17 protein-coding genes are annotated in these 22,733 nt (G+C 41.0%); 12 read left to right on the top strand and 5 right to left on the bottom strand.

The window, feature by feature from the left end; translation table 11 throughout:
- Positions 1-39: 39 nt before the first annotated feature.
- The 8 genes from RMZ42_RS21115 to RMZ42_RS21080 all read left to right on the top strand — a co-directional run bounded on the left by RMZ42_RS21115 (position 40) and on the right by RMZ42_RS21080 (position 12,348).
- Positions 40-1,431, top strand: coding sequence for a malic enzyme-like NAD(P)-binding protein (locus RMZ42_RS21115; protein ID WP_322673243.1), 1,392 nt, complete (start codon positions 40-42; stop codon positions 1,429-1,431).
- Between the two features lie 315 nt (positions 1,432-1,746).
- Positions 1,747-4,032 (top strand): PhoD-like phosphatase, encoded by a 2,286-nt coding sequence (locus RMZ42_RS21110; RefSeq protein WP_322673242.1) that lies wholly within the window; start codon positions 1,747-1,749, stop codon positions 4,030-4,032.
- Between the two features lie 81 nt (positions 4,033-4,113).
- Complete coding sequence (locus RMZ42_RS21105; protein ID WP_322673241.1) at positions 4,114-4,587, top strand: hypothetical protein; 474 nt, start codon at positions 4,114-4,116, stop codon at positions 4,585-4,587.
- 407 nt (positions 4,588-4,994) lie between these two features.
- Positions 4,995-9,041, top strand: a complete 4,047-nt coding sequence (locus tag RMZ42_RS21100; protein WP_322673240.1) for a hypothetical protein — start codon at positions 4,995-4,997, stop codon at positions 9,039-9,041.
- An 83-nt stretch (positions 9,042-9,124) separates the two neighbouring features.
- The gene (locus RMZ42_RS21095; RefSeq protein ID WP_322673239.1) at positions 9,125-9,379 is read left to right on the top strand and encodes a hypothetical protein; all 255 of its coding nucleotides are present in this window, start codon (positions 9,125-9,127) and stop codon (positions 9,377-9,379) included.
- Positions 9,380-9,503: 124 nt separating this feature from the next.
- Complete coding sequence (locus tag RMZ42_RS21090; RefSeq protein ID WP_322673238.1) at positions 9,504-9,803, top strand: hypothetical protein; 300 nt, start codon at positions 9,504-9,506, stop codon at positions 9,801-9,803.
- Positions 9,804-9,950: 147 nt separating this feature from the next.
- Positions 9,951-10,601, top strand: coding sequence for a Uma2 family endonuclease (locus RMZ42_RS21085; RefSeq protein ID WP_322673237.1), 651 nt, complete (start codon positions 9,951-9,953; stop codon positions 10,599-10,601).
- Between the two features lie 205 nt (positions 10,602-10,806).
- Entirely contained in the window at positions 10,807-12,348 is a 1,542-nt protein-coding gene (locus RMZ42_RS21080) for a glycosyltransferase family 39 protein (RefSeq protein ID WP_322673319.1), read from the top strand.
- A 65-nt stretch (positions 12,349-12,413) separates the two neighbouring features.
- Here the strand turns inward: RMZ42_RS21080 and RMZ42_RS21075 are convergent, their stop codons facing one another.
- Both RMZ42_RS21075 and RMZ42_RS21070 read right to left on the bottom strand, forming a co-directional pair.
- Complete coding sequence (locus RMZ42_RS21075; protein ID WP_322673236.1) at positions 12,414-14,399, bottom strand: DMT family transporter; 1,986 nt, start codon at positions 14,397-14,399, stop codon at positions 12,414-12,416.
- A 45-nt stretch (positions 14,400-14,444) separates the two neighbouring features.
- On the bottom strand, positions 14,445-15,752 hold the full coding sequence (locus tag RMZ42_RS21070) for a mannosyltransferase family protein (protein ID WP_322673235.1): 1,308 nt from the start codon (positions 15,750-15,752) through the stop codon (positions 14,445-14,447).
- Positions 15,753-16,046: 294 nt separating this feature from the next.
- On the opposite strand from RMZ42_RS21070, the gene RMZ42_RS21065 reads away from it, so the two are divergent.
- From RMZ42_RS21065 to RMZ42_RS21055, 3 genes are all read left to right on the top strand, one after another.
- On the top strand, positions 16,047-16,205 hold the full coding sequence (locus RMZ42_RS21065; RefSeq protein WP_322673234.1) for a hypothetical protein: 159 nt from the start codon (positions 16,047-16,049) through the stop codon (positions 16,203-16,205).
- Between the two features lie 14 nt (positions 16,206-16,219).
- Complete coding sequence (locus tag RMZ42_RS21060) at positions 16,220-17,416, top strand: 1-deoxy-D-xylulose-5-phosphate reductoisomerase (RefSeq protein ID WP_322673233.1); 1,197 nt, start codon at positions 16,220-16,222, stop codon at positions 17,414-17,416.
- A gap of 455 nt (positions 17,417-17,871) precedes the next feature.
- On the top strand, positions 17,872-18,069 hold the full coding sequence (locus tag RMZ42_RS21055; protein WP_118162507.1) for a hypothetical protein: 198 nt from the start codon (positions 17,872-17,874) through the stop codon (positions 18,067-18,069).
- Between the two features lie 66 nt (positions 18,070-18,135).
- Here RMZ42_RS21055 and RMZ42_RS21050 read toward each other — a convergent pair whose 3' ends face one another.
- Positions 18,136-18,636, bottom strand: coding sequence for a thioesterase family protein (locus RMZ42_RS21050; RefSeq protein WP_322673232.1), 501 nt, complete (start codon positions 18,634-18,636; stop codon positions 18,136-18,138).
- 116 nt (positions 18,637-18,752) lie between these two features.
- On the opposite strand from RMZ42_RS21050, the gene RMZ42_RS21045 reads away from it, so the two are divergent.
- Positions 18,753-20,822 (top strand): CHAT domain-containing protein, encoded by a 2,070-nt coding sequence (locus RMZ42_RS21045; RefSeq protein WP_322673231.1) that lies wholly within the window; start codon positions 18,753-18,755, stop codon positions 20,820-20,822.
- Positions 20,823-21,114: 292 nt separating this feature from the next.
- Here the strand turns inward: RMZ42_RS21045 and RMZ42_RS21040 are convergent, their stop codons facing one another.
- A complete protein-coding gene (locus RMZ42_RS21040; RefSeq protein ID WP_094350113.1) occupies positions 21,115-21,459 on the bottom strand; it encodes a DUF1815 family protein in 345 nt (114 codons plus the stop codon).
- A 1,026-nt stretch (positions 21,460-22,485) separates the two neighbouring features.
- Positions 22,486-22,701 (bottom strand): DUF2839 domain-containing protein, encoded by a 216-nt coding sequence (locus RMZ42_RS21035; protein ID WP_322673318.1) that lies wholly within the window; start codon positions 22,699-22,701, stop codon positions 22,486-22,488.
- Between the last annotated feature and the right edge of the window lie 32 nt (positions 22,702-22,733).

The raw sequence follows: 22,733 nt of genomic DNA, 5'->3' as shown, positions 1-22,733 counted from the left end.
ATTCAATATAAAATCTAAAACTTAAAATCCAAAATCAACATGGCAGACCTAACTCCTAATTCTAGTTTTAGTTTGACACTGCGCTTGCAGATTCCCAATCGTGTAGGGATGTTGGCGTCAGTAACACATGCGATCGCAACCTGTGGCGGTAATCTCGGTCAAATCGATTTAATCGAGCAAACCCGCAAAGAGTCCACCCGCGATCTGACTGTAGATGCTGCTAGTACTGAACACGCTGAAACCATTGTGCAAGCAATCAAGGTGTTGCCAGATATCAAGTTACTCAGTGTTTACGATCGCACCTTTAATTTGCATCGCGGTGGCAAAATCAGCATTAGCAGTAGAATTCCCTTGAAGAGTGTTTCCGATTTGGCCATGGCTTACACCCCCGGAGTCGGTCGAATTTGTACAGCGATCGCTCAAGATCCAGAGGAAGTTTATAAGTTAACCATCAAACAGAACACCGTTGCTATTGTTACCGATGGTAGTGCCGTTTTGGGTTTGGGAAATCTCGGCCCAGCTGCCGCCCTACCAGTTATGGAAGGCAAAGCAATGCTATTCAAGGAATTTGCGGGGCTGGATGCTTTTCCTATTTGTCTCGCCACCCAAGATACAGAAGAAATTATCCAGGCAGTTAAGAATATTGCGCCGGTGTTTGGGGGCGTGAATTTAGAGGATATTGCTGCACCTCGCTGCTTTGAAATTGAAAAGAGATTACGCCAAGAATTAGATATCCCCGTTTTTCACGACGATCAGCACGGTACAGCAATTGTCACTTTGGCTGCGTTATTTAATTCTTTGAAACTCGTACATAAATCCTTAGCAGAAATCAAGATCGTGATTAACGGTGCTGGGGCGGCGGGAGTGGCGATCGCTCGGTTACTCCGCAAAGCTGGGGCAGAAAAAATCTGGATGTGCGACTCTAAAGGGATTCTCTCTACCAGTCGCAGCGATTTGACAGAAGAAAAACTCGAATTTGCTGTGAAAGGTCAAGGTACATTAGCGGGTGCAATGCAAGGAGCAGATGTGTTTATTGGTGTCAGCGCACCAGGAGTTTTGACACCAGAAATGGTGCAATCGATGGCGAAAGATCCAATTATCTTTGCAATGGCAAATCCGATTCCAGAGATTCAGCCAGAATTAATCAGTAAAGATGTGGCTGTCATTGCGACCGGTCGTAGCGATTACCCAAATCAAATCAATAACGTCCTTGCTTTTCCTGGGGTATTCCGTGGTGCTTTAGATTGTCGGGCACAGACAATTACCATCAAAATGTACCTAGAAGCCGCAAGTGCGATTGCCTCTTTAGTTAAGCCTTCAGACTTAAATCGGGAACACATTATTCCTTCAGTCTTTGATGAGCGTGTTGTCACTGCTGTTGCTGCTGCTGTGCAACGTGCCGCGCGGGAAGAAGGCATCGCGCGAAATTAATTAACTAAGGGACTTCCAAATAAAAAATATTCAATTATTGATTGTAGGGTGGCAACATGAGCGCCATATAAACTGGGCACTCATGTTGCCCACCCCACAAGATTGGATAGTTTATTTCTTGGAGTTCCCTAAAATAATCACTTTTATGGGATGGGCGTATCGCCTGTCCCTGAACTTTTAGGCTGCAATCTATTTGCGCTATCAACTGATGTTAAACAGATAAGAATTGATGCATGATTGGTGATTAGATGAGTTGGGCTACCAATTTAGGAGCAAAGTAACACATCTAAAACACCATCATGTCAACTGTTTGCAATGAAGTACCAAGTTGGGGACGAGTTTTTACAAGAACTACCACTGATTTTAGCGGGGCCAATCCTCAAACATACTGAGCCAGAGTCTGTGACAGTATGGATGGCACTGAAACAGTCTTGTCAGGTAAAACTTAAGGTTTATGACACAACAAATGATGGTGAAACACTAGGAAATTGCTTATTGGAGGGAGAACGCTCTACCTTTGCTCTGGGTAAGTATCTTCATGTAGTTGCGATCGCGGCTCGATCTACAATTGGACATTGCCTAACTGGAGGTCACATCTATGCATACGACCTCCAGTTTACTGTTGCTGACCAAACCCTGCAAATGCAACAAGCATTATGTTCAAACTCCTCTCCTCCAGTCAACATCAGCTACTTCGATCATCAAAAACCAACCTTTGCTTTACCGCCAAACCGTTTTCAAGATTTGCAAATTGTCCATGCTTCCTGCCGTAAACCTCATGGGCATGGGTTTGATGCACTGCCAATTCTCGACAGTATGATTCAGGCATCAGCAAATCAACCCCAGCACCGACCTCACCAGCTGTTTCTCACGGGAGATCAAATTTATGGAGATGATGTAGCAGAACCATCTCTGTGGGTTGCAACTACTCTTGGTGATGCCCTCTTGGGTTGGGAAGAACGACTTCCGGTGAATGGAGTGTACTGCACTCCTCAGCAGCTACCCCCTGGAGAACGGGCTGATGCTGCGACAAATCAAGCTGGTTTGACGGCAGGACTACATAACAAAGCAGAGAAAGTCAACAGTCATCTTTTCAGTCTGGGTGAATATTACGCTACTTATTTACTCGCTTGGTCGCCAGTGTGCTGGCCGACAACATTTCCCAAAGGACAGCAAGTAATGCGCGATCGCCATGCTATCAAAGACTGGAATCGCGCAGTCAAGCATTTGCGACAATTCATCTACACCCTTTGGAAAGTGCGCCGCGCCCTTGCCAATATCCCCATGTACACCATCTTTGATGACCATGATGTTACTGATGACTGGAATTTAAACCAAGCTTGGTGTTTGCGCGTGCTGGGGCAACCATTAGGGCGAAGAATAGTCCAAAATGCATTGTTAGCTTATACAGTATTTCAAGGTTGGGGCAATACACCAGAGCAATTTGCAGAAGGAAAATCAGGTGAAAAGCTGTTGGCGGCTGCACAAGCTTGGTCAGCTTCTCAAGGAAGAGATGCAAAGGCTAATCAGGCGATCGCTCGTTATCTAGGTATGCCAGCCAACGACCCCCACACAGACTTACCTATTTTAGTCCGAGACGGTGCAGTATTTATTCTGGATCGAGATCCGGAAGCGCTGACTTGGCATTATATAGTCCGCAGCGATTGCCATGAAGTAATTGTGCTGGATACACGTACATGGCGGGGTTATCCAGCCGATCAAAAACCAATTGCGCCGCCGATGCTGTTGTGTCCAAAGGCTTTTGAGCAACAACTACTTTTGCCTTTACAACAAGTAACTGAACAAACTCAAATTAAAACTACATTTGTGATTGCGCCCACAAATGTTTTTGGATTACAAGTGATTGATTGGATTCATCATTGGCACTTAAACCAGGAGAAAGTTTTTTCAACAGATGTTGGAGATGCCTGGAATATCAATGTTGAAGCACTGGCGAAATTCCTAACTACTTTGTTTGAGGAACGTCAACAAGTCGTGATTTTATCTGGGGATATTCACTACAGTTCTGTTGCTCACTTATCTTATGCACGCACCCATTCCAAATTACAATCTGTCTTGATACAGCTAACCGCTAGTGCATTGAAGAATGAAGAGATGTTGACGCGGCTGATTCATACACGATTGAAAGATTGGCTGCTACCAGAACAGGTACGACATTGGATCGGCTGGATAAAGCCACCCAATATGGTAGAAATTTCCGAGAAACAATTACACCATAATCCTCAGCTGCTGAATGACCCTGACTGGCATTGTGTACTGGAGTGGATACCTCGAAACACTGCTCAGACTTCTACTTACACAGCAGATATATTATCATTGATAGCTCCTTGGAAACGAGCCGAAAATGCTAAATGGAAATGGTTACAACCTCTGATTTTTTGGAAATCTCGTTGGTTTCAGGAGGGACGAGAAGTAGTTGGATTGAATAATTTAGCTCTGGTTCACTTTGAGTTAGCAGATGAGAGTAATTATTGTAAAGTTATGCAAGATTTATACTGGTTTTCTTGTTGGTATCCAACCCAAATTGTTTACAGCCGTTTTGAGAGCCAGTTAACGCCAAATCAGTCTTTATTACGATGAGCGGTTTTGCTATGTGAATGGAAAGTTTAGGTGTATATGTGGGCACTCTAGATGAAAGAAACATACTGGAGAGTGATTTCTATGTCTACGACCCCAATTAGTGCAACATTGGCACAAACAGACAGAGATGCTGTGTTGCAAGCGATCACCACCATTAAAGAAAAGCTACCATTTTTGGTTGATTTGAGTGCCGACGATCGCAAGACTTTACCCAAGATGGGCGATAAGAGTCGCGCCTTTGTAAGCAAAGCATTAGAGGTAGCGGCGCAGAATCCAGAGTTTTTACCGCGATCGTTTGACTTGGATGAAATGCGAAAGGATGTGCAATTATTTGAAGCGTTGTATCCGGTGTTATTGTCGTTGACGCAGTTACAAGAGTTGGTAGATGATACATCTCTTGCAGTCGGTAGTGAAGCTTATGCAGCCGCCTTACAGGTGTATAACTACGCCAAAGCCAGTGGACAAGGGGCGGGTTTAGATGCAGTGGTTGTGGAAATGGGACAACGATTTGCTCGTAAACCTGCAAAATCCAAGTCTCAAAAAGCAGCGTTGTAGAAAATAGCTCAGTACTTGCATTTAAAACGTGCAATATGAAAGCTCAGAATTTGGATGTTGGAGTTAAAAGTACGACATTCCAAGTTCTGAGCTTTATTTTTCGAGTTCAAAGGCGCAACGTTCGAGCAAAAAGGTGCAACTTCCGAGTTCAAAGGCGCAACGTTCGAGTAAAAAGGTGCAACTTCCGAGTTCAGAGGCGCAACGTTCGAGCAAAAAGGTGCAACTTCCGAGTTCAGAGGCTCAATGTTCGAGTAAAAAGGTGCAACTTCCGAGTTCAGAGGTTGAAAGTTGAGATTTTGAGAGCGATCGCGGAAATATTTATCTGGAAAACTCGTCTCTTAAAAGACATCATTAAGGGTTAGTGAGGTTAACATAGTAAAAATGTTTTCAGCCTCTTGTTGGTGAAAATGCCAAGTCCAGATTACAAATGGAAGCGGTTCTGGTGTCCTCGGTCAGGTCACATTAATCTAGCTGATGGCGGTTATCTATGCGACCCAGAAGAAAAGTGGGGCAAAATATACAATCCAGATTTAGTAACCTTCGATGCTATCTCCCACTTCTCATGTTTAGCACTCTTGGGTGAGCCAGGAATTGGTAAAAGTTGTGCTTTAAAAGCAGAGAAAAAACAAATTATCAGTAAAATTCAACAGCAAGGTGGTGAGGTACATTCGTTAGATGATATCCGTTCCTATGGAAGTGAAGACAGATTAGTTCGCAGATTATTTGACAGCCCAGAATTTACTCAATGGATAGAAGGAACTCATCAGTTACATATTTTTCTGGATAGTCTTGATGAATGCTTGCTACGAATAGATACATTAGCAACGCTCTTAGTTGACGAGTTCAAAATTTATCAGAAGCATATCCAGCGTTTACATCTTTGTATTGCCTGCCGAACAGCTGTTTGGCAACCAGTCCTAGAAGAAGGACTCAAGCAAATTTGGGGTAAAGATAGTGTAGGAATTTATGAATTAGCTCCGCTTCGCCGTATAGATGTTAGTCAGGCAGCAAGAATTGCAGGAATCAATGATGCTGAGGCATTTCTAGAAGAAATTAACCAGAAAAATGTTGTACCTTTGGCTATCAAGCCCATAACATTAGAATTCCTTATCAAGACTTATCATCGCCACGGTGGTCAATTTCCTCCTAATCAAAGGCTACATGAACTTTATGCTGAAGGATGCCTCTGGCTTTGTGAAGAACGGAATCAAAGCCGCATTTCATCAAAATTAATAGGAAATATTGAGCGGCAAAAACGTTTAATTATTGCCGCTAGGATTGCAGCTATTACAATTTTTGGTAATAAATTTGCTATTTGGAGTGGCACAGATTGGGGTGATGTTCCAGATGAAGACGTGCTGATTGAGAAGATATGCCAAGGAACAGAAACCTTTGACAGTAGAGAGTTTGAAATTACTCAAAAAACTGTTGCAGAAGTTTTAGACACTGGTTTATTCTCATCTCGTGGTGAATTAAGCCGTATGGGATGGGCACACCAAACCTATGCTGAATTTCTTGCAGCATGGTACTTAGTTCAGCACGAAACACCTTTGAATCAGGTAATGAAACTGATTGTTTCACCTGAAGATCCTGAACGTAAGTTAATCCCACAACTTCATGAGACAGCAGCATGGCTAGCTAGTATGAGGACTGACGTACTTCAGGAAATCATGAAAACTGATCCTGATGTATTGTTGCGAAGCGACATACCTACAGATGCAAATCTTCGAGCAGCAATAGTTGATAACTTATTAAAACAGTATGAGCAGGGAAAGCTATTTGATTCACATAGAAATAATTATCCCACATACGAGAAGTTTAAACATTCCGGGTTAGCTGTACAATTGCTTCCATATATTCAGGATTTAAGCAAGCCAATCGATGCACGAGATGCAGCAATAGATATTGCTGAGGCTTGTAAGGTAGATGAACTTCAGGAGGAGTTGGTAAACCTAGTACTTGATTCATCTCAATCAATTTACCTCAGAGTTAATGCCGCAAAAGCAATCTGTACAATTGGTAATGTAAATGCAAGATTGCAATTTAAACCACTGACTTGTGAACAGCTTCTAGAAGATGAGGACGACCGACTTAAAGGATATGCTTTGGCAGCAATTTGGTCAGATCATCTAACAGTAGAGGAATTGTTTAATGTCTTAACTCCACCTAAGAAGAGAAACTTTACAGGAGCGTATCAAATATTTCTTGACTTTGAACTCGTACCAAAACTACAGCCATGTGATTTGCTAGTTGCTCTTAAGTGGGTTGAAAAGCAAGGTCTTAGGTGCTTTGGACACTCATTTGAAAGACTTGCGGATGCGATAATGCTAAAAGCTTGGGAACATCTCGATTTACCTGATATAGCAGAAAGTTTTACTAAAATCGCTCTAATACAGTGGAGAGAAGATCAGAAAATCATAACTTTCGACAACGAGATCCAAGCACAATTTGAATTATCACTTGTTAATAATCTTGAAAGACGGCGCAAGCTTGTTGAGCAGGCAGTCATAACAGTTTCCCAATCAGGAGAAAATATATATTTTTTATTGGATTCATTAACACAAAATATCCTTTCGACAGAAGATGTTTTTTGGATGCTCGGAAAACTTCAAAATGTTGATTCTCAGCAAGAGCGAATTTGGGCAGCGCTAATTCAGTGGAAATTTAATCGTCAAGATGTGAAGCAGATAGATGCTATCCTTACAGCTACTCAGACTAATAATATCTTGCGTGAAGAATTTGCATATTATGTTTCAATAATTGATTTGGACTCAATGCAGGCTGAGAAGTCGAGGTCTGACTATCAAGAGATGCAAGAACGCATAGCTCGTAGACAAAAACCTATTCTAGATCCACCACCTAAAGAACGAGTACTTCTATTTTTAGAGCAGCTAGAGTCAGGAAATTTATTAGCTTGGTGGCAAATAAATATGGAGATGCTGCTTAAGCCAGATAGTCAATCTTATGAAAAAGAGCTTGAATCAGATTTAACAAAACTTCCTGGATGGCGAGAAGCTGATAGAAAAACTCGTGAAAGAATTATCAACGGCGCTAAAAAATATATTCAAGAATATAATCAGGTAGCTTATGACTGGATAGGGACAAATACGTATGATCGTCCAGCATTATCTGGCTGTAAAGCTTTACAATTGCTTTTACAAGAAACTCCAGAATTTTTAGACACTGTATCATCTCAGATATGGCAACGGTGGGCATCTATTATTGTTGCCTTTCCTCATAGCAGCACCACCCAAAAAGAATATTACTACACCGAATTAGTTAAGCGGGCATACATAAATGCCCCCTCTGAAACCCTAAATACACTGCTGTGTATTATTAATAAGGAGAATGAGGAACATGGCTATATCTTTATTCTTAATAAATTTGAGAAATGCTGGGATGAAAGTTTTAAAGCTGTTCTTTTAGAAAAAGCTAGGGATACAGTAATTAAACCTCAGTGTATGGGGCAGTTACTTGAAGAACTTTTAAAGCGTGAATCGATTGGAGCTAGAGAGTTTGCTAAATCTCTTGTTTCTATTCCTCTACCTTTAGAAGAAGAAGCACACCAGAAAGCTGTAGTTGCAGGTAGGGTATTAGTCGAATGTGCAGAACCTACTAGCTGGGCGGTTATTTGGTCGGCTATTCAGCAAGATACAGACTTTGGGCGAGAAGTATTTGAAGCAGTCGCTTACCGCTACTCGCATGGTTTGTATTTAAAGCTGACTGAAAAACAGTTAGCGGATTTATACATCTGGCTAGTTTGTCAGTATCCTCATGCTGAAGATCCTGATTACAGTAATGATGTTCTTGCTCACAATATGGGCGCTAGAGAAAGTGTTGCTAACTTAAGAGACAGTGTTTTAACACAACTTAGGGAAACTGGGACATCTCAGGCGTGTATCGAGATTGAGCGTATTGCTGAGGAGTTTCCTGAATTAACGTGGCTTAAAAAAACGCTGCTGAAAGCCCACAGCGTTAAACGGCGAAAAAATTGGCAACCACCTCAACCAGAGCAGATCCTCCAGATTGTGAGCAATCAGTCAAAAAATCAAAGTACACAAATTCAAGCAGGAGTCTTTATTATGCAAGGATCAAACAACCCAAACCTAAACTTTAGTGGATCTGTGGGTGCAGTCAATCTCAATAGCACAGTCAATGGAGATCAGATTGGAACACAGCATAATTATGCTCAAGACCAAAATCTCATAGAGACTTTTGACGATATTCAGCAAATCGTAAATCGGATCACTCAAAATTATCCCGCTCCAACTGAAGTAGAGAAACAAATTATTGTGGCAGAAGCAGTAGAGCAAGTGAAGCAGAATCCAACTTTGAGGAAGCGCTTGGAAGTCGGAGGAAAAGCATTTATATTTGAAGCACTTCAGAAAGCTTCAGATCAGTGGTGGGTTGCTCCATTTGTGAAAGCAATTGAGGCTGCGGTGAAAGGAGAATAAACTAAGTTGAGTAAATAAAGCGATCGCCTTCCAAGCCTCATCATCCAGACTCAGATATGGAAGAAGCAGGTAAAAATAATAGAATGGTAAAACAAAATTTTCAACCGGAACATACGCCGATATCTCCGTCAGATGGTTCTGAAAACCTGTCAACCACCATCAAGTTCAGCGAGATATCCAAATTAAGCGAACTTTCCTTTGACCTAAACGCTGTGCCTATTTGGGAATTAGTAGCTGAAATCTCTGCCCAAGTCCCTGATGAAGAATGGCAAAAACTACCCACAGACTTAGCTAGGAGATTTGATTACTACCAGAAACAGAAACAAGGAAAAGATTGATGCGGGTTGTGTTTGCAGATACAGGGTACTGGGTGGCGTTGCTTAATCCTCGTGATGATTTACATAACAAAGCGGTAAACCTCTCAAAAGAGCTTTACAGCCTGCTCATATTGTCACCAGTGAAATGGTCTTAACTGAAGTACTGAATGATTTTTCATCTAGAGGTGAGTACTTTCGACAAGCAGCCGCCAATCTGATTAGGAGTCTTTATCGCCATCCAAACACTACCATCATTCCACAAACTAGTATTCAGTTTCAGGCGGCGTTGACGCTTTATGAGCAAAGGGCAGATAAGGAGTGGAGTCAAACTGATTGCGTGTCATTCAAAATTATGGAGGAGCAAATTATTGCTGAAGCGCTTGCCTATGACAGACATTTTGTGCAAGCAGGTTATACAGCTTTGATGCGAAATTGCCGAGTATGAGATGGTTTAGCAGCGAAGCGATCGCCTTTCAACCCCCATCATCTAACCTCAGAACTCAAAGGTTGCACTTCAGAGGTTAAAGAGTCGAGCTAGGAGTTTAGAATTTAAGTTACAAGAGATATAGATTACTGGCACAAGGGTTAGACAATGAGTGAAACTCAGACCCAGTTACCGACAGATATATGGATTTGTGCTTCTTGGCAAGAGTATGAGCAGATAGTCGCTAACTTGCTCAACGAGAAGGGAAAAAGCTATTACTACAAAGGACACATGAGGCTGGAGATGCCACCAGTTAGTTTTGCTCGTGGTAAAGACCATGTAATAATTATTTTTGCTGTAACTCTATTTGCGACTATTAAAGAGATTTTAGCCACAGGCTTAGACACCACGACTTTTCGTAAAACTGGTATTCAGGACTGTCAGCCCGATGTGGCATATTACCTCAGAGAACGCGCCCAAACTATTCCAACTGGAACAGGAATTGTGAGTCTCGATCGCTATCCTGCACCAGATTTAGTTATTGAGATTGCGAAAACATCTCTGCTGGATGACTTGGGTACAAAGCGAGCGCTCTATGAAGAATTGGGTATTGCTGAATACCGGGTAGTAGATGTCCAAAATGCCGAAATTATAGCTTATGCGATCGCAGATCGAGGCAGTAAACGTATTCAAGAATCACAGGTATTGCCTGGATTGGTAATTGCAATTTTAGAAGAAGCCTTACGCCGAAGTCGTGAAATAAGTCAATCTGAAGTTGGAACTTGGTTATTGAGCCAGTTTCAGCAAAAGGAGGGTTGAACTTTGGCAGTTTGGAGCATTGTTAATTACTCACAACTTCCATCAGATTTACGATTGGATTCCGAGTATTATCAGCCTAAGTATCTATTTTAGAAGAAGAAAATCTCAAATCTTCATCCAAGATACTTACAAAATTTAGCAATGATTTCTAATGGAAATCATCTAACGATTAGTGAGGTTTGAGATGATTATCCCGATTTTAGATATGCGTCTATTCCGAGAAAAAGAATGGTTATTTAGCTTACTGATAATATCTCTATTTCTATGGCTGATATTTTTGGGAAACTCCGCTTTAAGAGATTGGGATGAAGGTACTGTGGCACAGGTTGCCCGTGAAATTTGGCGTGCCCCGCTTGGTTCAATGCATTGGCTTTATCCCACATTGGGAGGGCAACCCTATCATAATAAGCCACCCCTGATGCACTTATTAATTGCTTGGACTTACTCGATCGCAGGTGTGAATGAGTGGACAACGCGTCTACCGGGTGCAGTATTAACAGCCTTGGGCGTGCCTTTGCTTTACTTGGTGGGATGTTTGCTTTTTAACCAAAGTTTACCAGCTCTGTTTAGCGCTTTAGTTTACCTGACGATGTTGCCTGTAGTGCGTCACGGAAGGCTAGCAATGCTAGATGGTACAACTATTACCTTTTTCTTGCTGCTATTGTTTTGTTTGCTAAAAGCACGAGAGAATCGTCGATATGCTCTCGGTGTGGGATTTTGTCTGGGGTTAATTGCTCTCACGAAAGGGATGATAGTTTTACCGCTAGGAGCGATCGCTTTTTTATTCCTGATTGCAGATCGGCAGTTTGCTTTGTTAACAAGTCCCTATTTATTAGTAGGAATATTTTTAGGAAATGCACCTGCGATCGCTTGGTTTGTCGCTCAATGGCAACATTATGGCGAAACTTTCTTCCAAGTGAACTTTCAAACACAAACTTTTGATCGTCTGACACAATCTGTTGAAGGTCATAGCGGGCCACCTTGGTATTATTTAATTGAGTTAATTAAATATAGTTTTCCTTGGCTACTATTTTTACCAGGAGGTTTTTATCTAGCTTGGAAAAAACGTCATACTACCTGGGGTCGCTTAATTCTTATTGGCACAATTATTTACTTAGGGACTATTTCTTTAATGAAAACTAAGCTGCCTTGGTATGTTATGCCTGTATATCCATTTTTAGCTTTGGCAATTGGTGCGAAACTTAGCGAAATTTGGCAGTACGGTCATTTTAAGGTGCGAAGTTTGAGAATATTTATGACTATTATTGCTATTGCTGGTTTAGGAGGTTTTGTTTACTTTATTCTTGCAAAGAAAGAACCTAGTTTAATAGTCATGAGCATTGTTTTGGCAATCAGTATGAGCATTGCAGCATGGCTAATTAAACAACGCGATCGCAACTTTATTCCAGTGCTATTTTCTGGGATCTACTTAGTTTTAGCACTGTTAATGAGTTCGCAATCATGGATCTGGGAATTAAAGGAAGCTTTTCCGGTTAAACCAGTAGCAGAATTAATTCGGGCAAATGTTTCAACAGGAACACAAATTTATACTTCTTTTGCTTATGGGCGTCCCAGTTTAGACTTTTACTGCGATTGTAAGGTAACTCCTGCAACTGTCCCAACTTTACAACAAATGTTATCTAATAAATCTTATTTGCTGTTAGACAATGAAGCTTTGCAGCAAATCAATTTAACTGGTAGTAAAATTATCGGTTCGGCTCAAGGATTTACACTGATTTCACCATAATTTATGAATGAATTTATCCTTTAGAGACATATTCTCTAAAATTGAACTTTGGATAAATAGCGCTGCTACAATCCTTCGTTTGTTACTTGAACAATGGATTGACTAGATTGGGCTAGATAGATACCCATTAAAACTACGGCAAAAGTCGCCCAGTCAAACAAAGCTACTTGTTCTGCAAAAATAAACCAAGCAAAAATGGAAGCTAGAACTGGTTCTAAAAGAAGCGTGACGGCAACAACGCCTGAAGAGATTCTGCTAAGGCTATAAGCTAAAAGTCCCTGACCCAACACTTGGCAGAAGAGAGCTTGAAAAATTATGAAAAACCAACCCATCCAGGAATAGGGCAATAGTCTATCTTCGAGGAATGGGAGGACTGGTAATAGAAACATTGTCGTTACTCCACATCGCCACAGCATGATAGTTGCAGTGCTAAATCTGGTTCGGAGTCTTTCTATCAGCAGCATACACGTAGCCATGAAAACCGCAGTTAGCAATGCTAATGCATCACCTAATATTTGATCGGTTGCAAATTGTACCTTATTGAGTTCAAAGGCGATCGCTCCTCCCAAAGCGACGACCAGACCAATCACGAATCTATTATCAAAACGCCGACCGAATAATAAATACCCAGCCAAAGCAACAAATAAAGAGTTCAAATTAGACAGTAAAGCCACGTTGGCAACACTAGTTTGACTCAGCGACCAAGCCCATAATAGAAGATAGGTTCCAGCAGAGGTTCCCATTGCCAACAATAGCCACACTTCTTGACTTGTAAAAGGCTTCTGTTCTATAGATTGGTTATCAAGTAAGACAGGAGTAATATTGCCTTCTGCCCCCTGCCTCCTGCCTTCTTCAATAGACTGTTGGTAGCGAAAAGCCTCAAGTCCATTCCACAAACCAAAGACAACTGTTGCAATCCAACTGCGATGAAATACTACAGCATTTGCACCAATTTCTTGTTGACACAATTTAGTTAAAGATGGTGCTAAGGATATGGGAATTAAGGCAAACAATAATGATACAGTTCCTAATAAAGCTGGTGTTTCTGAAAATTGTTGCTTTAGTAATGACAGTTTAATCGTCATACTTTTAACGAAAGTATTAACTATATTGTTGACTGATGCCTGGAACGGATAATTAATAGCAGCTTGGCTAGATATGGCTAAGTATAAACCCATTAAAACTACAGCGAAACCTATCCAATTCGAGAAAGTTAATTTTTCTGAAAAAATTACCAGAGCGAAAATGCCGCTAAATACTGGCTCTAACAGATGCACCAAGGAGACAACCACAGAGGAAAACTTAGCAAGGCTATAGGTCAAAAGCCCATGACCTAAAACTTGGCAAACCAGCGCCAAGCAAATTACCCACACCCACCCACTGACTGTAGAGGGGAAAAGCCGATCTTGAGTGAACAAAAGTATGGGGAAGATAGCTAGAGCGGCGAGCGCACAGATCCACAATTGAATTGTAGCTGGAGAAAATTTAGTTCGTAATTTTTCTACGATCAGCAGGTATGCACTCAATAAAACCGCCGAAACGATCGCAGCAAAGCCTCCTTGAACCTCGTCCGTGGCAATTTGCAATTCCTCAAATTCAATGGCGATCGCTCCCCCAAGGGCGATGACCATGCCAATCAGGAATTGCTTCTCAAAACCCTTACGAAATAGCAGCCACACCCCTAAACTAGTAAATATAGGAGCGAGATTATGCAACACACTAGAAATCGCAACACTAGTTTGAGTCAGCGACCAAGCCAACAAAACTAAAGTGGCAGCCCAAAGAATACCAGCACCTAGTAATAGCAACATATCCTGACTGGTGTAAGACTGCTGTTCTACAGGTTTGTCTGCGGAAAATTGCTGCCGTATTGCTTTGTATCCATGCCAGATTAAGAAGACTACACTAGCAAGCCAAAAGCGATTAAATACAGTTGCACTGGGGCTAAGTTCAATTTCGCTCAATTTCATAAAAATAGAGCCAAAAGAAATGGCACCTACACCTAGAAATAATGAAGCGATCGCTATCTTCGTTTGATTGAATACATTCATTAGGAAATTTAAATTCAATTTCTTCGCAATAATGGATCGAACCTTCTAACCAACCCAATGCTCTTGGGCAAATCCTACAGCTATTTTGGCTAGTAATGTCACAAAAGCGCCTAATATTAAATATCCTTGACGAGGATGGCGAGATAGGAGCACACCAATGGCTATATTCAGAGGCACAATACCGTAGGCGAGACGGCTCAAGGAAATAGTGCCTCCAGAGGCTAGCAGTAAACCAATACCACAAAAGCCATAAATAACTGTAACTGGGGTCAGTTGCGTGTGGAAGCGCCACAACACATAACCACCACCCAAGACCATGAACAAGTTGAGGAAGTTATCGATCCACTGTTCGCTTGCCAGAATCAACAAAAGTAAGACTAAACCATAAAAGCTATAAAATAATTTTACAGAACTAAAACGTTGACGGAAATGCCATAAAAGATAGCCACTGATAACAATCGCACCAAATAACAACAGATACCAGGGATCTTGAATCCCGCCAGAGGAGTTTTGAACCCAACCAAATTGCCAATTTTTACTGCCAACGGCAATTTGCATGAACATATTTAACCAACCTTGCCAATCAAATCCTAGAGTTGGTCGCCATCCTCGCTGTGCTTCGATAAAAGCTAAGGGGTTGCCAAAATAAATCGCACAATACAAACTGAATAAAAGTATGCCAATAGCAGTAGTCAAAGCGACTATATAGGCAATAGGTGGTCGGCGTTCTTTCCAGGCTGCGATCGCCAATGCTGGAATTAGTGCCATACCTGTAGGACGTGTTGCTGTCGCCATCGCGCCCCAAAGAGCAGTCCAGCCATATTGCTTTCGATCGAACGCCTGCAAAGTCGCCGTACTCAAAAACAAATACAGCCCCTCTGTGTAAATCACTCCCGTAAACATCGAAGCTGGATACAAAGAAAGCACAGCAGTTACCCAGTGTGCTGCATTGATGCCATAACAATCCTTGACCCAAAAGTACAAACAGTAAAGTGCTGCAAAAAATGCCAAGTTGTTGACTAACGTGCCTGCCAATTCAAACGGTAAGCCCAACTCCATCAAAAACCAGATGCTTAAGGGAAACAGGGGAAAGAAGGCCAGATTATGTTGCTTGCCGTCATTCACAAATTCATAACCAGAAGTTGCGATCGCACGGTAATGGATACTATCCCAAGCATCAAAAACCCCCCAGCCAAAACGGGGCAAAAATTCCTCTGCTGATAATGATAGTTTTGGCGCAACCAGCAACATAGCTGTCCAGATAAATATTCGACTGGCAAGCCACATTGCTGCTGGAAACAGGAAATCATTTTTCCATAAAATTTTTTTTATAACTATCTGAGCTTTGACCATAGGGTTGAGTGCTTCAACAAACTCCTTTATGCATCTTTCTACCTATGGCTGCAATCCAGCAATTTATGAGTAAGATTTTGCATATTAAATCCTCCACCAACATAATTAAGAAACTGGACAGATGAATAATTAATTGAAATTATTTCCTATTTGGTTACTTTTGCCAATTCTCTCGGAATTTATCTTCTAAAATATAGTATTTATAAATACAAATTTTGTCTAGTTATATGAAAATTAAACCTTGTCTGGTTTGAGATCGTAGCAGAATTTTTGCCGTGCTAGCAGTCTATCGAGTTGAAATTAACGGATTGGGGCTGGCACAAACAGGTACGCGAACAAGAAGACACGGGAATATTTTCTTTCTTTGTGTCTCTCCTCCTTGTCAGTGTATCGATTATGGCGATCGCTGTGATTAAAGAGTCCCCAGCAATTTATAGTGAGAGTTGTCTGTAAATCCTTAAGCAATTGTGAAAGCGATTACTCTTGTTGGTTCTACTGGTTCTATTGGTACTCAGACTTTAGATATTGTTACTCAGTACCCAGATCGGTTTCGGATTGTGGGATTGGCAGCTGGGAACAATGTAGAGATGTTGGCTGCTCAAATTCGGCAGTTTCAGCCGGAAATAGCAGCCATTTGCTCAGAAGATAAATTACCAGCGCTCAAAGAAGCAATCATTGACCTCAATCCCCAACCGATTCTACTGGCTGGTGAGGCCGGAGTGATAGAAGTTGCCCGTTACGGCGATTCCCAAACCGTAGTCACTGGGATCGTTGGTTGTGCTGGTTTGCTACCCACGATCGCCGCGATTGAAGCTGGTAAAGATATTGCCTTAGCAAACAAAGAAACTCTGATTGCTGGCGGCCCTGTGGTTCTACCCCTAGTGGAAAAACATGGTGTAAAATTACTCCCTGCCGATTCCGAACATTCCGCAATCTTTCAATGCCTCCAAGGTGTTCCCAAAGATGGCTTACGGAAAATTTTGCTGACTGCATCTGGTGGGGCTTTCCGCGACTGGGATGTAGAAAAGTTAGCAGATGTAACCGTTGCTGATGCCTTGAAGCATCCTAATTGGTCGATGGGACGGAAAATCACGGTAGACTCTGCTACTTTGATGAATAAAGGACTGGAAGTAATTGAGGCTCACTTCCTGTTTGGCTTGGATTATGACAATATCGAAATTGTCATTCATCCCCAGAGCATTATTCACTCACTGATTGAACTACAAGATACTTCAGTTTTAGCCCAACTCGGCTGGCCAGATATGCGCTTACCCTTGCTATATGCTTTATCTTGGCCCGATCGCATTTACACCGACTGGGAACGACTAGATTTAGTCAAAGCTGGAAACTTAACTTTCCGCGAACCAGATCACCAGAAATATCCTTGTATGCAGTTGGCTTATGCTGTGGGTAAAGCTGGCGGTTCGATGCCAGCGGTGTTAAATGCTGCCAATGAACAAGCTGTAGCTTTATTTTTAGAAGAAAAAATTCGGTTTTTAGATATTCCTCGGTGTATCGAATGGGTGTGCGATCGCCATCAAAATGATAACCGTACTAATCCCTCTTTAGATGACATTTTGGCAGCAGATCAATGGGCAAGACAAGAAGTTTTAATAGCAAGTGAAAGGTTAGAAACTCAGTCGCGGATAATCTCTCTGCGATAAAAACCTTCAGTTCAGTTTGGACTGAGGATTAGAAATTGATGCCTAGTCCCCAATCTCTAATCCCCAGCCTCTAATTTAATTAATATGAAAATTATTTCACTCGATCGCAAAGATGTACTCACCGAACTATAAAAAAGTTAACAAATAAAACTTTATTGAAGATAACTTTTGACTTCCGGATCGGTCGTCAGTTTTATGTATATCTATAATTTATCTCCAAAAAAATATAAAGCTTTACAAAAACTTTGCAAATAAACCCAGTATATTACATCAATAATTATCTGATTCTTAGGTAAAATATCTCCAGGCTAATTATCACAAAAACCTCCATTTTAGTAAATATTAACAACTGGGTTTAGCATTTTTTATACCAGTAATTAGTACCAAAATAAAAGCTTATCCTTTCTGAGTCAACTCACTTTCAGACAAGGGCAATTATTAAGGAATGAATATATATGATTATTACGTTAATTATAGCTTGGATAGTCTTCATAATATTATGGAAATTGCTGAAAGCAACCGTGAGCACTGCATTAACTCTTGCGGCAATCCTTGTTTTATTAAATATTAGTTTTGGCATTACTCCCCAAGATATTTGGCATTACGTAACGCAGTTTGCTCAAAATTTGTCGCAGATCCAAACTGGAAAATAACGATCTATACTTCACTTTTGCCAATAAAAGGTGAAGTAGAAAAGGTGAAATGATAACCTTGCCCGATCAATTGTTATTTAATGCTGAAATCTTGGCTAATGCATCCTTAAAACTCGGCGGTAACTGACGCATAATCTTGCCTCTTTCGCGATCTAAAGCGACTAAAGTCACCTTGGCAGTAACGTACAATTGTTGTCCATCAGTTGAGATAATGGCGTAATCCCAATTGATGCGGACACCAGTCACCTCAGCCATACGGGTTTTTACCAGCACTGCCATACCCAATTGAATTGAACGGTGATAGCGCACCGACAATTCTACAACTGGTAAATCGCAGCCTATAGCGACTAAATCAGCAAATTCAATCCCTATAGATCGCAAGCATTCAATCCGCGCTTCTTCCATCCAAGCTATATAAGAACCGTGCCAGACAAGACCGGCATAGTCAGTGTGGTGGGGTTGGACTCTGACAGGATATTCAAACCAATTCCCAAACTCGTGACTGGATGGATTGTCAAGAGCGCTGGTTGGTGGTAGTTTTGGTTGGCTGGGTTTTTCTTCTGACATCTTCAAATTTCTCAACGCCTATAAATTTTCCAAATTATTGAATAGCATAAAAATTAATTGCGTTGCCGGACTTCTTGATTTAATATTTACCTTCCGAGCATAGGGAGTGTTTTGTTATGCAGCCTAATCTCCGGCATGTGAGTGTTGTTACTTTATCTCTACTTAGCTTACTAGGTTTTGGGATGGTATATCCAGACAATAACCAGGTAAATACAAATGCAAGGTTGAGGTACGAATCTGGAGAAAAAGCTCAAGCTTTACCCAAGAATAATCAACTCTCAGAAATTGCAAGGCTCAATCAAGAAGCTATCAAAGAATCTCGTCAAGGTCAATCAAAAGAAGCGTTGCAGAAATTACAGAAAGCATTAACCATCACTAGAGACCTTGGAGAGCGCTCTTGGGAAGCGGTAACATTTAACAATATTGGCAGAATTTACCAAAGTCAAAAAAAGTATCCTGAAGCACTTCAATCCTATCAGCAAGCCTTATTGATTAACAAAGAACTTGGGGATCTGGTTCGACTTGGCAAAACCTACAGTAACATAGGTTACTTATTCGATATCCAAAACCAACCAGAGTTAGCAATTTTTTTCTACAAGCATTGTTTGATTAATCGTGAGAAAGCTCGCTTGAATCCATCAGCATTGAGTGCGCCACAACCAGATGCTTACAACATAACTGTTAGCCAGACATATCGCATTTTGGGTGAACGATTGCTCAAACAAGAACGTGTTGCTGAAGCACAAAGGACAATGGATTTACTCAAAGTTGAAGAACTAGAGGAATATCTCCAGAATGTGCCAGGTAATCAACGTACTGTCAAAGGTATTAATATAGCGGCAACAGAAAAACCAATTAAACAAAAGCTGGATCAAAGTGTGGATAATGCTGTTGTACTGGGTAAGGAATTAACAACACTACGGAAAATTTCCCCTGAACAGCGATCGCTCGAACAGAAACAACGCATCGAACAATTAGTCTTAAATCAACAGCAACTTCTAGATGGATTTAACCAATTTATCAATAGTCCTTCAGTGAAAGCACAGGTAGAGCAAATTAGCCGTACAGCTAGGCGGCAAAATTTGGATTTGGAAAGTCTCAACGAACTTCGAGATAATTTGGCGCGATTACCGCAAAAATCGGCATTACTCTACCCACTGATTTTAAAAGATAGTTTGGAATTGGTATTGGTAACTCCTGAATCCCCACCAATCCATCGCACCGTTGCTGTAAAGCGCGAAAAACTTTATCAAACAATTGATGCTTTCCGTCAAGCTTTAATCAATCCCAGTCGAAATATCAAAGCACCTGCACGCCAATTGTATGACTGGCTAATTAAACCGATAGAGAAAGACTTAAAGCTATCGGGTACGCAAACTCTGATTTACGCTCCAGACGATCGATTACGCTACATTCCTTTAACTGCTGTGTATGATGGCAAACAATGGCTCGTACAGCGTTTCAACGTGAATCACATTACATCTGCTAGTCTGACTAATTTAAACACCCCAAAACAATCCACTTTGCGGGTTTTAGCGGCTGCTTTTACTAAAGGTAATTATCAAATCAAAGTTGGTAATCGACAGGTTGCTTTCGCTGGCTTACCCTTTGCAGTGCGGGAAGTGGAAAGTCTAGCAGCAGCGGTTCCTGAAACTACGAAGCTTTTAGACGATGCCTTTACTCCTAAAGTCGCTGTACCCCAAATGGATGATTATACAATTGTCCATTTAGCGACTCATGCAGCCTTTGTGGTAGGTAAACCAGAAGATTCGTTTATTTTATTTGGAAATGGCGATCGCGTTAATTTTAGAAATGTCGCCACTTGGTCACTCCCGAATGTAGATTTGGTAGTGTTGAGCGCCTGTGAAACCGGCTTGGGAGGCAAGTTAGGTAACGGTGAAGAAATTTTGGGCTTTGGCTATCAGATGCAACAAACCGGCGCTAGAGCCGCGATCGCCTCTTTGTGGTCTGTAGATGATGGTGGTACACAAGCACTCATGAGTGCTTTTTATGGTATTCTTTCTACTGAGAAGCTGACTAAAACTGAAGCTTTACGCCAAGCTCAACTCTCATTAATTACTGGAAACTGGAAGGAAATAAGTCATAATGCACCCGTAGCAGCAGTCAATGACTTTAGTCACCCGTACTATTGGGCACCCTTTATTTTAATTGGCAATGGACTTTAGATATTCGCGCAGTGTCTCGTAGAGAAGTTATCGCGTTTTGATGAAATTATCGCAAAAGAGGAGCGCTCAACTAACTAACCTCTGACTTTGCTGTGTTTTAACACCTTCTAGCTAGAGGCTGAAAATCAAGATCGTCAGATTTTCGCTGATACAAAAAATATGCGATGGGCCAGCCATAGCCAATCACTTTATGATAATGGAGAAATAGGTAAGCGATCGCTTAACTAAGCCACTGTTACCGATTAACAGTTACCGATAATCAATTTCTAATTTGCTCTCGACCTCTGAAATCTTAATACTTCTTGGCAAGAGTTTTAGAGCCTGTATCACTTTGCATAGATTGCTTGACAAGATCGGCCAATTCATCTAATTGGCTTATTGCCTCTGCACCCTCTAACTTCATTAATTCGCGGTCATCCCGCATTTCTGTCCAAGTAATGCCGTAATCGGACACTAAAAATCGAATTAGATGATTATCACCCAAGCTAACCATAAATGATGCACTATTCATTTGGTCGCCACAGGTATAGCAAGATGCAGGATACCCACGCCGCTCTAATACAATCGCCAAGGCTTGCAGGTTCATTACTAAGTCTTGGACGAATTGTCGATGTTGATGTGCTAGTCTCAGAAACACTTTTGTCCTCCAGACACCACAGTAATTTGAGTTTCTTTTATATTTTCTTTAGATTTTCTCACCCATTGGTATTGTAAACTATTCATTACAATTACCAGACAGATGATATTGAGTCGTGAATTGACTACTTTGTTTAGGGTAGTGGATCGGGATTTTGAAGGCCGTATCAAACTATTCAGTTTGTAAATTCAAAATCTCGGACAGAATTGCTAAATTTAACTATATCTTTATACATTTCTGTCAGGGTAGATTCTTAGAGCAAGAGATCCGCTTTAAGAGTAACTTAAATTTAGCACTAGTCAACTACAGAAAAGCTACATATTTAGTTTTTATTGGCTATGTGCAGTCAAATAGACTGTTATTAAACGCCATAATGTAGTTTTCCATCGTTATAGTGTCTCTTGCTTAGATGTTTAATCTGTTCTGTTTTTAACGTAGATTTTGGTATAGACAAATGATTAGTTATACCAAATTCCTTCCTCCTATATATATAAAGTTAAGCAGATGACAGTGCGAATTATAGGTTAAGTAGTTGCAAAAGCAGGGAAATAACAATTTATACCAAATTAGTGATGTTAGTAGATTAAGTGTGAGTGTAGAATCCACAAGGGGAAAACTTAACACTGACAATACCTAAACTCAGCAGAACAATGTTGCCATTTAGGCAATATTCTCAGGTATTTTTAGATTATTTTCAAAAACTTGTACAAACCAAAGCACGATGAATTTAGAAGGATTCTTATCTTAATTTGGTTTTGCCAAATTTAATGCATATATAATATATTTCGATTATCTATCCAAAATGAGTAATTATTTTTTATTAATAACTCAGTTAACTAATTCGTAATTCGTCATCATGCTTTTTACAAGAGGCTACGCCTAGCTTGCTTTCCCATAGGGTACGCAAACTGCCCACCGTTGCGCTAATGTAATTTGTAATTATTGGCAAGACACTTGCGAGTTATTGTCTTTTTTTGCAGTCTTGAATTAGTTGGATATCTAGACTCCAACTAATTCAATTATGAATTAAGAGACTACTTGCCACCAACCGAAAGCTGGGCCGATAAAACGGATTGTTACCCATCCAACAACCATTAGACCAATGCCTATCCAAGCACCGCGAGTAGTCCAAGTGACAAATTGTTCGCCTTGAGTTTTTGTGATCGGAATCCAAGACAATATCCGAGTCTCTTTACCGTATGTTTCCCCTAGTGTGGTTTTGGTTGAGTCGATGGGGGATATTATTCCCCGCACCTCTCAGTTAGATCCGTGCG

Source organism: Nostoc sp. DedQUE05, assembly GCF_034530955.1.
GTDB lineage: Bacteria > Cyanobacteriota > Cyanobacteriia > Cyanobacteriales > Nostocaceae > Nostoc.
The sequence above is the reverse complement of the archived record's forward strand: the minus strand, read 5'-3'. Positions and strand labels throughout refer to the sequence as shown.